At 40.9% G+C, this 12685-nt stretch carries 11 protein-coding genes and 1 riboswitch; of the genes, 4 read left to right on the top strand and 7 right to left on the bottom strand.

The features are described from left to right. Positions 1-912: 912 nt before the first annotated feature. The 7 genes from KVY11_RS13195 to KVY11_RS13165 all read right to left on the bottom strand — a co-directional run bounded on the left by KVY11_RS13195 (position 913) and on the right by KVY11_RS13165 (position 8256). Positions 913-1284, bottom strand: a complete 372-nt coding sequence (locus tag KVY11_RS13195; RefSeq protein WP_218289215.1) for an MmcQ/YjbR family DNA-binding protein — start codon at positions 1282-1284, stop codon at positions 913-915. 70 nt (positions 1285-1354) lie between these two features. Continuing rightward, a complete protein-coding gene (locus tag KVY11_RS13190) occupies positions 1355-2800 on the bottom strand; it encodes a YdiU family protein (protein WP_218289214.1) in 1446 nt (481 codons plus the stop codon). Positions 2801-2878: 78 nt separating this feature from the next. Then, positions 2879-3208 (bottom strand): DHCW motif cupin fold protein, encoded by a 330-nt coding sequence (locus KVY11_RS13185; RefSeq protein ID WP_218289213.1) that lies wholly within the window; start codon positions 3206-3208, stop codon positions 2879-2881. A gap of 74 nt (positions 3209-3282) precedes the next feature. Then, positions 3283-4449, bottom strand: coding sequence for an acyl-CoA desaturase (locus tag KVY11_RS13180; RefSeq protein ID WP_004697764.1), 1167 nt, complete (start codon positions 4447-4449; stop codon positions 3283-3285). A 276-nt stretch (positions 4450-4725) separates the two neighbouring features. Beyond that, positions 4726-5448, bottom strand: a complete 723-nt coding sequence (locus tag KVY11_RS13175; protein ID WP_218289212.1) for a glycerophosphodiester phosphodiesterase — start codon at positions 5446-5448, stop codon at positions 4726-4728. Between the two features lie 299 nt (positions 5449-5747). Then, positions 5748-6326, bottom strand: coding sequence for a cob(I)yrinic acid a,c-diamide adenosyltransferase (locus KVY11_RS13170; RefSeq protein ID WP_078388464.1), 579 nt, complete (start codon positions 6324-6326; stop codon positions 5748-5750). Positions 6327-6426: 100 nt separating this feature from the next. Further along, complete coding sequence (locus KVY11_RS13165) at positions 6427-8256, bottom strand: TonB-dependent siderophore receptor (protein ID WP_168159440.1); 1830 nt, start codon at positions 8254-8256, stop codon at positions 6427-6429. A gap of 34 nt (positions 8257-8290) precedes the next feature. Beyond that, positions 8291-8499: riboswitch (cobalamin riboswitch) on the bottom strand. A 143-nt stretch (positions 8500-8642) separates the two neighbouring features. On the opposite strand from KVY11_RS13165, the gene KVY11_RS13160 reads away from it, so the two are divergent. The 4 genes from KVY11_RS13160 (at position 8643) to KVY11_RS13145 (ending at position 12674) form a co-directional block, all read left to right on the top strand. Further along, entirely contained in the window at positions 8643-9284 is a 642-nt protein-coding gene (locus KVY11_RS13160; RefSeq protein ID WP_218289211.1) for a phosphoribosylanthranilate isomerase, read from the top strand. Beyond that, positions 9268-10497: a tryptophan synthase subunit beta gene (trpB, locus tag KVY11_RS13155; RefSeq protein WP_168159438.1), complete on the top strand. Its 1230-nt coding sequence runs from the start codon at positions 9268-9270 to the stop codon at positions 10495-10497. The genes KVY11_RS13160 and trpB overlap by 17 nt, the downstream gene beginning before the upstream one ends. 509 nt (positions 10498-11006) lie before the next feature. Beyond that, positions 11007-11519: a DUF1543 domain-containing protein gene (locus tag KVY11_RS13150; RefSeq protein WP_218289210.1), complete on the top strand. Its 513-nt coding sequence runs from the start codon at positions 11007-11009 to the stop codon at positions 11517-11519. Positions 11520-11681: 162 nt separating this feature from the next. Continuing rightward, positions 11682-12674, top strand: a complete 993-nt coding sequence (locus KVY11_RS13145) for a DUF2804 domain-containing protein (RefSeq protein WP_218289209.1) — start codon at positions 11682-11684, stop codon at positions 12672-12674. The last annotated feature ends 11 nt before the right edge of the window (positions 12675-12685 follow it).

Raw genomic sequence — 12685 nt, 5'->3', positions numbered from 1 at the left:
GGCTTTGGATTGTTTCGGGTTCTGATTCATGGGTGAATTATAAGTATTTAAAATAATGTTTTAGTTTGTCTTTTTACTTTTACATTTGTTTTAGACAAAGTCGATGAGTCTATATTTAAATCAGCGAAGCATTCTACAAGCCATGAGCATGTCACTTAGGTTTGGACTATAAGATAGCATTTAAAATATTCTACAATGCAATCAAATAAGCAACTGAATATGAAAATGACTAAGATATTACTGATTCTCAATGGGTCTTTATCTGAGGTTTGGCATGACCTGCTGATTAACTTGGGTGGAGAGTGAGCGACTCCCATACTTCATCTTTTCGGATTGATATGTATAGATAATTAAATAGGCAAAATGGAGAAAGAGTGATTGTATTTCCGACAGATTGAAGTACTGAGCTATAAAGTTGCTTTTAAATCACGCAAAAAGTAATTTTTAGGAGTAAGGCTCAGCTTTAGTTATCCTGAAAACTATCCACAATTTCTGCGGATAATTTTGGGGGTAAGTCTAATTAAGCTTATTTTTCTATGTACGTTTTGGCTTACACTAATTCAAGTGGATTGCGTCTAGGTCAGCTCTGAAATATTTTATATGATGCAGTCATAGAGAACAGGAAGTTCCAAAACATAAAACAAAAATGATAAGTTCAACACTAGGATGTGAGGTACGACAGGAGTTATACCTAGCTAACCAATACGAAAAAGCCCGACAGGATGTCGGGCTTTTTTATGATCTATGAATGCCTCATTTCACTTTTAGTTTGGGCACACGTAGAAAGCGTCGAAAAACTGTTTAGCCGAGACACTATGCATTCAAATCCATGACCTCTTTGATGAAGCAATAGCACTGAGCTTTAGAAAATGTAAAAAGAATAATTAAAAATCTTTTTCATTCAATACATATTTAGGTGATGGCTTGAAGCGTAGCGATTCGCTGTCTTTGTAGTTTATTCAGCTTGGATACCACGAGCTCATAAGAACTTTGTACTAGATCAATGACTAAATCCGAATCTAAGTCTTCATGCTCATAAATTGAAATCCAATGCTTTTTATTCATATGCCAACCTGCATGAATATACGGATAAATATCACGTAGCATCGCGCCGTGGTCAGGCGTAACTTTTAAGTTACTTAAAGCCTCGCCACTTAAAGATGAATTGAGCAAAAACATTTTATCCATGACTTTATAGACATCACAGCCTTCACCAAAGGGCTGACTACACGTCACTTCTGGCAGGGCAAGTGCAGCTTTTGCAGCAATAAGGTGTAAGGACATGTTGATCATCACTCTAGTGGGCGAAGCCTTGTGGATATTGTTCAATTTATCCACAGCTTAAGCCAAATGCTTAAGAGGAACAACTCACCATCACCTCAGGAATATCCGTTGGTAAAGGTGCTAAATCTTCCGCTTTCTCTAGTGCTACATTTCGCTCAAACGGGCGGCTGAGCAGGTCAAATAAGCGTTCGACTTCTGAGAAATCATTTCGTTCAGCCAGTTCAATCGCTTTTTGCGCCATGTGATTGCGTAGGATATAAACAGGGTTGGCTTGTTGCATGGCTGCATTGAGTGCTGCTGTGTCTTGATTTGCACGAATCTGTTCATATTGCGCGAGGAAACTTTCAAATTGACGACGGTCAAGGCAGTCATCTTTAATCATTTCATATTGCTGCTCTTGCAAACGCGTAAAGCTTTGTGTGTAGTCGAGCTGTTCAGTTTGTAGAATCCGTAAGAAGGTCATGGCACAGTCAAAACTGTCCGTGTGGAAATGAGGTAAGCCCATTTTCTGGCTTAAACCTTGTTTATAGTGCTCCAAGAACGTGGGTTCATAGTGCTCTAGGCAATTGGCAAGGTCTTGCTTCCATTGTTCTTTGTCATAATCTTGCGGACAAAGCGGAATCAGGTTATTCAACCATGTCCATAAGTTCCAATGTCCAATGCTTGGCTGCTGCTGATAGGTATAGCGGCCTTGGTAGTCGGAATGATTGTTAATCCAATTCGGACGAAAGCGTTCCATAAAGCCATAAGGGCCAAAATCGAGGGTTGAACCTGTAATGTTTAAATTATCGGTATTCATTACTCCATGTGCGAAACCGACCAGTTGCCATTTGGCAATCATTATCGCAGTCCGTTGAATCACTTGAGTTGCAAATGCCAAAACAGGTTGCTCTGCCTCTAAACACTCAGGGTAATGCCATTCGATGCATTTTTGGGTAAATTCGTCGAGTAAATCAGGTTGGTACTGGTTGATCCACTCAAAATGTCCTAAGCGAATATGACAGTCTGATGTGCGTAACATCATTGCACCGAGTTCCAATTTCTCCCGCTGCACGCCTTGAGTCGACGAGGTAAAGCCAACAGCATTACTCGATGCGACGCCTAAACTATTCAGCGCATGTCCAGCCAAATACTCACGAATGACGGAGCGAAGTACCGCACGACCATCTCCCATACGTGAGTAAGGAGTAGAGCCGGCACCCTTTAAATGCAGGTCAATGGTTTGCCCATGTTGATCGAGAATTTGCGCGATCAATAAACCCCGACCATCACCAAGCTGTCCTGCCCACTGACCAAATTGATGTCCTGCATAGACCATTGCCAATGGTTCAAATTCACTAAAGGTTTTTTGTCCGCTACAAATCTCTACCCAAGACTGTTTGTCGGCTTCAGACCATTGCAACTGTCCTGCCAAGGCTGCATTGAAGTGACCTGCTTTTGCGCCTTTTAGTGGCAGGGGCTGTTGATGGTGATAAAGCTTTGAAGAAAGGAGAGAGTAGCGTGAATTGAACTGCATAGTGAAGGATCACAAGGGATAAGCCATGACCCCATCAATATAGCAAAGTTTTAGTGTTAAGACATATATCCAACTGTTTCAGTCAACTATAAACAGTTTAGCACCTTTTGAGGTGGACGAGCGATGGGCTTCGGCTTGATCCGCAACTTGGTAACTCATGCCAGTCGTGAGGGTAAAGCTACGACCATCATCTAGTTCGGTGTGTAGTTCACCTTCTAAGCACAACAGAATATGTCCTTTAGAACACCAGTGGTCGGCCAAATAGTTCTCAGAATACTCCACCATACGCACGCGAATCGCGTCAAATTGCTGAGTACGCCATAGGGCATAACCCTGATCACCTGTATGGCGGGTGGTTGGTATTTCGGCCCAGTTGGTGATACCAAAAGGAATATTGTTAATATCCATGCTGTTATCCTTTATGAACTGCTAAAAAAAGCCCCTTGCGGAGCTTTCTTTTGAAATGCTGAATCAGAGATTAATTATTGTGAAACAGGGGCTTTTTTAATGCTACGCATCAAGGTGGTCAAGGTTTGACGGTGATGACCTAGACGCTGTTCGACTAACTGAAACTCAATTTTGAGTTTCTCATCCATTTGATGGATTTTTTCAGCCACTGCTGTTTTCTTGGCTTGAATTTCTTGTTCTTTCAATTTTGCCCAGTCATTCAAGGTCTGGGTGAACGCATCATACTCTTGTGCAATACGAGCTTTCGCCGAGCTAATGTCATCACTGACATTCAGACCATGAACTTCTAAGTCTTGTTCAGCGTATTTAAACTTCATCGCAAGTTCAGCTTTTTTAATATTAAAGCTCGGAATACGACGTAAGTTTTTAGCTAAGCCCAGTTTTGAGCATGACCAAATCAACCATTTGGTTGGGTCATATTGCCACCATTTCACCCCGTTACGATAGTCGTATTGGAAAATGTGGTGGTAGTTATGATAACCCTCACCCCAAGTAGCAATGGCTAACCAGAAGTTGTCACGTGCAGTATTTTCGTCTGTATATGGACGTTTGCCCCACATGTGGCATAAAGAGTTAATGAAGAACGTGACGTGGTGGCTGAGAATTAAACGCATTAATCCGCCCAACAATAACACCCCCCATAAGTCGCCAACAGCCCAACCGATTGGTAATAAAATACCCATGTGGACGCTGATCACTAAAGGAACATAGTATTTGTGTTGGAACATCACCAATTTGTCATTGAGCAAATCGGGTGCATTTTTAAAGTCCGGTTCTGCTGATGGATAATCACGAAGCATCCAACCCATGTGCGCATACCAAAAGCCATTGTTAATCGAGTACGGATCTTTCTCGATATCATCGACATGGCGGTGGTGGGTTCGGTGACCTGAACTCCAAAATAAAATACTGTTTTGCACGGCAAAGGTACCCATAATCATCAAAATGATTTTTAAAGGTAAGCTTGCTTCATAAGCACGGTGTGCCCATAAGCGGTGATAGCCAGCGGTAATACCTAAGCTACTAACACCCAGTAATACAAACATACTGATCCAAGCGGCTAAGCTGAAATCATGCTGAAAGGCATATAAGGGAATTGCAATCACAGCCACAATGGGAAGAAAAACCAATGCAAAAATTGCAACCCAGTTAAATGGGGCTTTGGGTAGGGGAGCATTCATCTCCAACAGCACTCCTGAAACCTTGGGAGGTATAAATGGAAGGTCAATCCATTACTTTTTGCATGGATTAAGCTACAGCATATTAGCATGAGCGAACCTTGGTTCACTAGCATTATTGTACAGATGTATTGTACTAAACAGTAACAGAATACGAATGTTTAGATATCGAAATTACCGAAGCTTTTCTAGGCTTTATCGTAGCAGAGCGATCAATATGAAAAATAAACATTTTCAGTGCCACTGCTCATGTAAAACTCAAGTCAATCTGTGGCCTGTTCAATGCACATCTATCAAATGTTGTAGCATCATTTTAGGAAAATCTGTAATTAATCCATCAATGCCACAGTCACGTAAATGTTTGGCGCGCTCGATGTCATTCACTGTCCAAACACTAATCGCTAAATTTGCTTGTTGTGTGGCTTTTAACAAGTCATCGGTTGCGAGTTGGTTCATCCAGCCGATTTGGCAACAGTCGTATTTGAGCGCTTGTTCAATCGCGAGATGTTGAATATCGTCTTCAATTAATAAGCCACGTTTAAATGTTGAGTGTTGATCTTGGAGTGCTTGTAGGATTTTAAGATCAAAACTAGTGATGACCGCAGTGCGTTCAAAGCCTCTAAGTTGCTGTGTTAAATGTTGCGTCAGTCGCTCAGCTTCAGCTTGTGTTTCTACAGCTTTGACTTCAACTTCAAGATGTTCGAAGTCCTGCATAATCTGGAGGGCTTGTCGCAATGTTGGCGTACTTTGCTTTTCCCAGTCTAGCCAAATATGTGCTTGGTTATAGGTGTCGAGTTGCGTGCTGTTTAATTGGTAGAGTGCTTGATCAATACCAGTGGTTCGGAGCATGTTGTCATCATGCATAATGATCAGCTCATGGTCTTTGAGCTGACGAACATCAAATTCGACCGCACGTATGCCCAGATCATGAATATATTGAAAACCGCCGAGTGTATTTTCTGGGGCTTCGCCACGTGCACCACGATGTCCGATGATTCTCATATTGAACCTGATCTATATACGTCTTTTGCGTGATTGTAGCGCTAAAAATATCTGATTGGGATAGATTCTAAGGTGGAAATATCAGATATGCGTAAATGTGATTCGTAATGGTTTGAGGTAGGACTGAATTTGAATGAAATGTTTATATTCACGATAAGTGATGGCATTTGACGAGTTTTACAATTGGCAAATGGTTTTGGTTTCTATTCTCAAAAGAAAATAATATCAAAAAGTCTTCCAGTAAATTGATCACAGGAAGACTCCGAAAAAATCTATTTCGTTCTAAAACTTAGAAACGTTTAAATAGTTTCATTGATATTTTTTTGCCAAAGTACTTCCGAGCCACCTTCAGCACGCTGTAAAGCACGCGATGCGACAAAAAGCCAATCCGATAAGCGGTTGAGCAACTGTAGTGCGGTGCTTTGAATATTTTGATCACGCGTGTGCACTGACATTAAGCTACGTTCAGCTCGGCGACATACCGCGCGTGCTTGGTGTGCATAGCTACATGCTAAAGAACCCGAAGGTAAGATAAATTCTTTCAGCATGGGTAAGTCTTCATTCATGCGGTCAATTTCTTGTTCAAGAAACTCAATACAAACCGGTTGCAGCAAGTGATAGTTTGGAATACACACTTCACCGCCTAAGTCGAAAAGCCAATGCTGAATCAGGCTTAAGCTTTTATCCCATGTGGCTTTGTCCGTGATTTGACTTGCGGTAATTTGAGCACGAAGCACACCAATTGTTGAATTAAGCTCATCCACATCACCGAGTGCGGTAATTCTTAGATCATCTTTAGTCACACGTGATCCATCACCCAAACCTGTGGTGCCTGAGTCGCCTGTACGTGTATAAATTTTACTTAAACGGTGGCCCATAATTTGTCCTGCCTAAAGAATGAAAAAAAGGATAATGCCGGTCAAAACATTATCCATAAACTGCGCTGTTTTAAATTGTTTTTTGAGTCTTTACGTTAAATTAATAACGGAAAGTGACTCCTGCGGTAGCTAGGCGGCCGCCATTCATATAGTAATAACCACGGTCTTGATATGCGGTTTTATATTCAACATCACCAATATTTTGAATATTCGTGAAGAGTTTTACATATGGATTTACATTCCAAAATGCGTTGATATCAATGGTTGCATAACCTGGAGTGCTATAGTTCTTATTCCATTCTTTGGCTTTAGATTTAGCAACTAATGAAGCACTAATGCCATAAACTTCGTTTTGTAAACCAGTCGTTAAGGTGAATCCTTGGCGAGGTCGACGTTTTAGGTCTTCATTGGTTTCTTCATTTTGAGCTTTAACATAGCTATAGGTTGCTTTCGTAAATAAATCATCTTGTTGCCAACCTAGATATAGCTCGCCACCTTGATAAGTTGCCTCTTGAATGTTGGTTAATAAGCCATTTGAACCAGATGCAATTAAGTCGTCTACTTTAGTGTAATAAGCAGATAAACCTGTTTGGAAACCGTAAGCCAAAACCTGATCAAGACCAATTTCATAGGAGGTGCTTTCTTCAGGATCTAAGTTAGGATTACCATTCCATGAGTTATAGAGTTCATTTAATGTTGGTGATTTAAAAGCAGTGCCAATATTTGTATAAATACTTGTGTTAGCGAATAATTGATAACGTGCCGCCATTTGGCCTACAGTATGTGAACCATATTTTTCGTTATCTTCAAGGCGAATACCAACTTGAGTATTTAGTTTTGAACCGTTGTATTGATGTTGAGCATAGTAACCAGTTGAATCTACATCTTCATTATAAGGTGTACCATAAGATAAGATGTCGCCTTCAAGTTTGCGATGGGTAATCCCAGAAATAATAGATTGGCTAGGAGTGAAGTTCCATTTGCCATAAAGTTCAGCTTCTTGTGTCTTACTATGGACGTAGTCTGTTGAATCTTTTTGATCAACTTCGTCATTAAATTGAGATAAACGTGTGTTGAGTTCAAATTGATCCGTTACATTTAAACGGCTACGCAGATTGATGATTTCATTTTCAAAATCTTGTTTTAGTAACGTACCATCAAAGGTGTAAGCATCGTATAAACTTGTACCTTTATTACTGCTGTAATCTACTGATACAGCATAGTCTTCTTTTTCGACGCCTAATTTGGTACTAAAGCCTTTTTGATCGAAAGATGCAGTATCAGTTTTATTGGTGTTTTGATTCGTCACTTTAGTTGCATCTGATTCTAAGCGTTGACCACGAACTTGTGCATAAAAACCATTTTCTGCTAAGTCTGCACCTATTACAGATTTATAAGTGCTGTGCTCACCTATTTCTCCTGTAATAAAAGCACCGGTTTTTTCAGGTGTTTTAGATACAAGTTGAATTACACCGCCAATCGCATCAGTACCATATAAAACGGATGCTGGACCTTTGAGGACTTCAATTTGTTTAATGTCAGTAGTATCTAAAAATGCAAGACTTGCAGTACCTGAAGAAGCATTATTTAAGCGAACACCATCACGTAAAATTAAGGTGTGATCTGATTCAGTTCCACGTAAGTAGATATCTGCAAGCTGCCCCATACCACCGCTTTGTACCATATTGATCGCTGCATCTGTTTTTAATAGATCAGGTAAAGATGCAATTGGTGATTGTTCAACAATTTGTGGCTCAATAATAGAGATACGTGCTGGTACGTCTTTAATCTTTTCTTCAGAACGTGTTGCAGTCACAACGAGTGTATCTAAAGACGCATTAACACTATCTTGTGCAGATGCTGTTGCGGAGAAACCCATCGCAATAGCGATTGCGCCCACTAAAGCTGTAGGCTGAAATAAATTTGGCATGCTGGCTCCATACATTCACCCCCCGTGAATGATTGAGTTAAACGGCGCAATAAGCAGGTCTCCGGACTTAAATATAAATATTGCGAACAATATTGGTATACCCATCTTCCCACACGAGTGCAGTGATGTAAGTGCAAACACTTATAAAAGATATACGTTTCGTTTTACCGTTGCGGGGGCAGTGTTGGACTCTCACCAACTTCCCTAAAGCATAATGCTTAGACTTATTGCATTTGCGCGCAGTATAAGGTTTGTATGCGAATTAAACAATCTATGTAAAGATTTTTCAGGATGAACTTTACGCAAGGCGAAAAAATTGCATTACAATGATTCGCCCTGTTATTTATAGATCAGCTATAAATAGGGTTGAGCCAGAGTCATAACCTATGCGAACCCGTGCCAAAATTTGTGGAATTACCCGTAGCCAAGATATTCACGCTGTGGTCAATGCCGGGGCTGATGCAATTGGTTTTGTATTTTTCCCGCCTAGTCCACGCCATGTCAGTGCAGCTCAAGCTAAACAATTGATTCAACATGTGCCTGCCTATGTGCAAACTGTTGGACTTTTTGTGAATGCCACTGCGGATGATATTGTAGATGTGTTAAAACAAGTGGCGCTGGATATCATTCAGTTTCATGGTGATGAAACACCAGAAGGCTGTCAGGCAATTGCGGCACAAGTAGGACGTCGTTGGTATAAAGCCATTCAAGTCAAACCTGAACAGGATGTGGTCGCAGAAGTTCAACGCTTTCAACAGGCAGGGGCAAGCGCAGTACTGTTAGATGCATGGCATCCTGAACTGAAAGGGGGAACAGGACACAGTTTTGACTGGTCACAATTCCCCAAGCTCGATATTCCTTTAATTTTAGCTGGTGGTTTAACCCCAACTAATGTTGAAGACGCTATAAAGACGACTGGGGCTTATGCTGTAGATGTCAGCGGAGGCGTCGAATCCGCTAAAGGTATAAAAGACCAACAACTTATAGAAAACTTCATGCAAGGAGTCCATCGTGGATCAGCAAAGTAATGTGATTGACTATACCCAATACCCAGATGAACGTGGGCATTTTGGTATCCATGGCGGACGTTTTGTGTCAGAAACTCTAATGGCAGCATTAGAAGACTTAGAAAAGCTCTATTTCCGTATGAAGGATGATGAGCAGTTTCTGGCAGAATTCGACCGTGACCTCGCCTATTATGTAGGTCGTCCTAGTCCTTTATATTATGCTGAGCGATGGTCGAAAGAATTGGGTGGTGCGCAAATTTACTTAAAACGTGAAGACCTCAATCATACAGGCTCGCATAAAGTGAATAACACGATTGGTCAGGCTTTACTGGCTAAACTTTCGGGTAAAAAACGAATTATTGCTGAAACAGGTGCAGGTCAGCATGGTGTAGCAACAGCGACAATTGCAGCGCGTTTAGGGCTTGAATGTGTGGTATTCATGGGTGCAGAAGACGTGAAACGTCAAGCCATGAATGTCTATCGTATGCGTTTACTCGGTGCGACCGTTGTGCCTGTGGAAAGTGGCTCTAAAACATTGAAAGATGCCATGAACGAAGCAATGCGTGATTGGGTTACCAATGTTGATTCAACTTACTATGTGATTGGTACAGTTGCAGGCCCGCACCCATATCCTCAATTGGTTCGTGATTTCCAATCGATTATTGGTCGTGAAGCTCGCAAACAAATTCAGGAACAAGCAGGGCGTTTACCTGATGCCTTGGTAGCATGTGTAGGTGGTGGTTCAAATGCAATGGGCTTGTTCTATCCATTCTTAAATGACCCAGATGTGAAAATGTATGGTGTTGAAGCGGCGGGATATGGTATTGAAACAGGTAAACATTCTGCACCGTTAAATGCAGGTCATGTTGGTGTTTTACACGGTAACCGTACGTATTTAATGTCGGATGAACAAGGTCAAATCATTGAAACCCATTCGATTTCAGCAGGTTTAGATTATCCAGGTGTAGGCCCTGAGCATAGTTTCTTAAAAGATATGCATCGCGTGGATTATGTGCCGATCAATGACAATGAAGCTTTACAAGGTTTCCGTGATTTGACCCATATTGAAGGGATTATTCCGGCATTGGAAAGTTCTCATGCGATGGCCTATGTGACTAAACTTGCGCCAACGATGTCTAAAGATCAAATTATTATTGCGACGGTTTCAGGTCGTGGTGATAAGGACTTAATGACTGTGGCACGTATTGATGGCGTGGAAATGGTTGAGATGTAATTTTCCTCTGGTGTGAAGCTTCTCTCTGTGGAGAAGGTTATACAATATGAAAATCGTGCTGAAGTAATTCAGCACGATTTTTTTGAAATAGACGTTTATCAAAAACATGAATAAGTGAAGGCGACATGGATGTTGCCCGTTGAGTAGCTTTACAGGGATGTAATGTCCGCTCAACAAGATGGTTTTGTTACTTTTACCGAAACAAAAGTAAGATATTTCCTCCCAATGAAAACTCTGGTCAAATCTATCTTATTGGTTGTAATGTTATTTACATTTTTGACGGAGTCTTGCTGCTTAGACCTCAAATGTAAGGAGTTCATAATGTTACTTTGGATAAGCCCAAAGTAACCAAAGGCATTGTCATTCGCAAAACTCGTCCTATACTTTCATGTGATTAATATAGTTGCAAAAACATTTCTATCGAAGTGTGGTTTACCTCGAACAATTGCGAATGACGTTTCCGTGAATCTCATGTTAGCTGTAAAAATGTGTCAAAAAAAGGAAATAGAATGCCCAACTTATTTATGGTTATGCTCGGTGGTCGCCATGCCCGCGCCAATACCGAAGTCCATGATGTGGTATTTGCAGTCGCTGACAGTTTAGAAGACAGTTACCCACAACTTAAAAATGCATGGTTTGGTGAACAAAAAGGCTTACATATTGATGCTTGGACGCAAGTGAATGGTATTGAATGTCGAGGGAAAAAATACCAAATACAGTTTAGTGATGCCCAGTCTCAAGTCACAGATGCAAAACTGTGGCTCATCAATTTAGGTGGTTATGACGCACGTGAATTTGGGGAGTTACATCGTTATGTACTCGTCGTTGCTCCGCATGCCGCGGAAGCTAAACAACTTGGCAAACAATATTTTGATCAAAAATGGCAAAAGCAACATACTGACCGTGTTTTAGACGTTGATGACTGTATTGCGATTGATTGTGTATATGGGCGTTATGTGGTTTTGGTTGAAGCTGAGTTTGATGCAAACATCTGGGAAAATACATATCTGATGTTAAATTAAGGTTGGATCATTCTTAATTTTTAAGTGGTGTCTTCAAATGAAAGAGAGTAGGTTTAGCGAACAATTTGATGAAAAAACAAACTAAAGACTTTTCACCTTTAAAATTATAGGCATAATAGGCTTAGGGATATTAATTAACTTTTGCTTAAGGATAAAGCATCAATGGATTTGATTCAGTCCAACGGACAACCACATTATGGTCGGTTTAGCGAACTTCCAAAAACCATTGATTTAAATAAGTATCAGTATAAAACCCCATATGGTGAAGTACTTACGGGATGGCGGAAAAAGCTGAAATATAAGAAATTTAAGTTTTGTAGCATTCAACATGAGCATTACACCATTGGCTTAGCGATTGCTGATATTGCTTGGGCTGGGCATGGTTTCGTTTATATTTACGATCATCTCAAAAATGAAGTACTTGAATGGAACGCCGTGAATTTTCTGGCGCGTAAAACCGTTTTAGATGAACAGCCTTTGTATAACCAGAGTGTGTTTGCAAATTCACCGTTTCAAATTGAAATTCAGCATGCCAATGGTGTGCGCTATGTTCAAGTCACCAAGTATGGTGAAATTAAGCTGAGCGCCCGTATTTTCTGCGCAGGCACTGATCCATTGAGTATGTGTAGTCCAACAGGGATTAATGGTTGGACTTATACTCAAAAATTGACCACCTTAGCGTGTGAGGGTTTTTTTACCAATAAAGCGGGGCAGATCATTCAGTTTAATGAGCGAACCTTGGCCGCGCTAGATGATACTTGTGGTTTCCTCCGACCGGAAACGGCATGGTTTTGGCTTTCGTGTAGTTTTTGGGATGCACAGGGTAAGCGTATTGGTCTGAACTTAGCCTCTGGTGTGAATGAAAGTTTTGGTAATGAAAACTGTCTGTGGGTGAATGGAAAGCTCTATACCGTGAGTGATGTTCTGTTCCAAATGGAAGAAGAAGGGCGTTGGAGCATTCGCTCGCTAGATAAACGCTTAAATTTAACAGTGACCACGGGGTGGCGCCGTTTTGAAAATCTAAATTTGCGTCTCGTGGGCAGTCAGTTTAGTCAATGGCAAGCCAAAATTAGCGGTACGATTCAGCAGGGTGATCAAGAGATTGTCTTGCTAAATGAATATGGATTGCTCGAACAGCACTATGCAAAGTGGTGAAAGACCTGTGA

Origin of the sequence: Acinetobacter sp. CWB-G5, from assembly GCF_019209785.1 — a bacterium.
Taxonomy (GTDB): Bacteria; Pseudomonadota; Gammaproteobacteria; order Pseudomonadales; family Moraxellaceae; genus Acinetobacter; species Acinetobacter johnsonii.
The sequence above is the reverse complement of the archived record's forward strand: the minus strand, read 5'-3'. Positions and strand labels throughout refer to the sequence as shown.

What these genes read in the sequence shown, in the direction of transcription:
- KVY11_RS13195 (WP_218289215.1), bottom strand. Translation starts at nt 1,284, where the DNA reads ATGTCCTTACACCTTATTGCTGCAAAAGCTGCACTTGCCCTGCCAGAA.
- KVY11_RS13190 (WP_218289214.1), bottom strand. Translation starts at nt 2,800, where the DNA reads ATGCAGTTCAATTCACGCTACTCTCTCCTTTCTTCAAAGCTTTATCAC.
- KVY11_RS13185 (WP_218289213.1), bottom strand. Translation starts at nt 3,208, where the DNA reads ATGGATATTAACAATATTCCTTTTGGTATCACCAACTGGGCCGAAATA.
- KVY11_RS13180 (WP_004697764.1), bottom strand. Translation starts at nt 4,449, where the DNA reads ATGAATGCTCCCCTACCCAAAGCCCCATTTAACTGGGTTGCAATTTTT.
- KVY11_RS13175 (WP_218289212.1), bottom strand. Translation starts at nt 5,448, where the DNA reads ATGAGAATCATCGGACATCGTGGTGCACGTGGCGAAGCCCCAGAAAAT.
- KVY11_RS13170 (WP_078388464.1), bottom strand. Translation starts at nt 6,326, where the DNA reads ATGGGCCACCGTTTAAGTAAAATTTATACACGTACAGGCGACTCAGGC.
- KVY11_RS13165 (WP_168159440.1), bottom strand. Translation starts at nt 8,256, where the DNA reads ATGCCAAATTTATTTCAGCCTACAGCTTTAGTGGGCGCAATCGCTATT.
- KVY11_RS13160 (WP_218289211.1), top strand. Translation starts at nt 8,643, where the DNA reads ATGCGAACCCGTGCCAAAATTTGTGGAATTACCCGTAGCCAAGATATT.
- KVY11_RS13150 (WP_218289210.1), top strand. Translation starts at nt 11,007, where the DNA reads ATGCCCAACTTATTTATGGTTATGCTCGGTGGTCGCCATGCCCGCGCC.
- KVY11_RS13145 (WP_218289209.1), top strand. Translation starts at nt 11,682, where the DNA reads ATGGATTTGATTCAGTCCAACGGACAACCACATTATGGTCGGTTTAGC.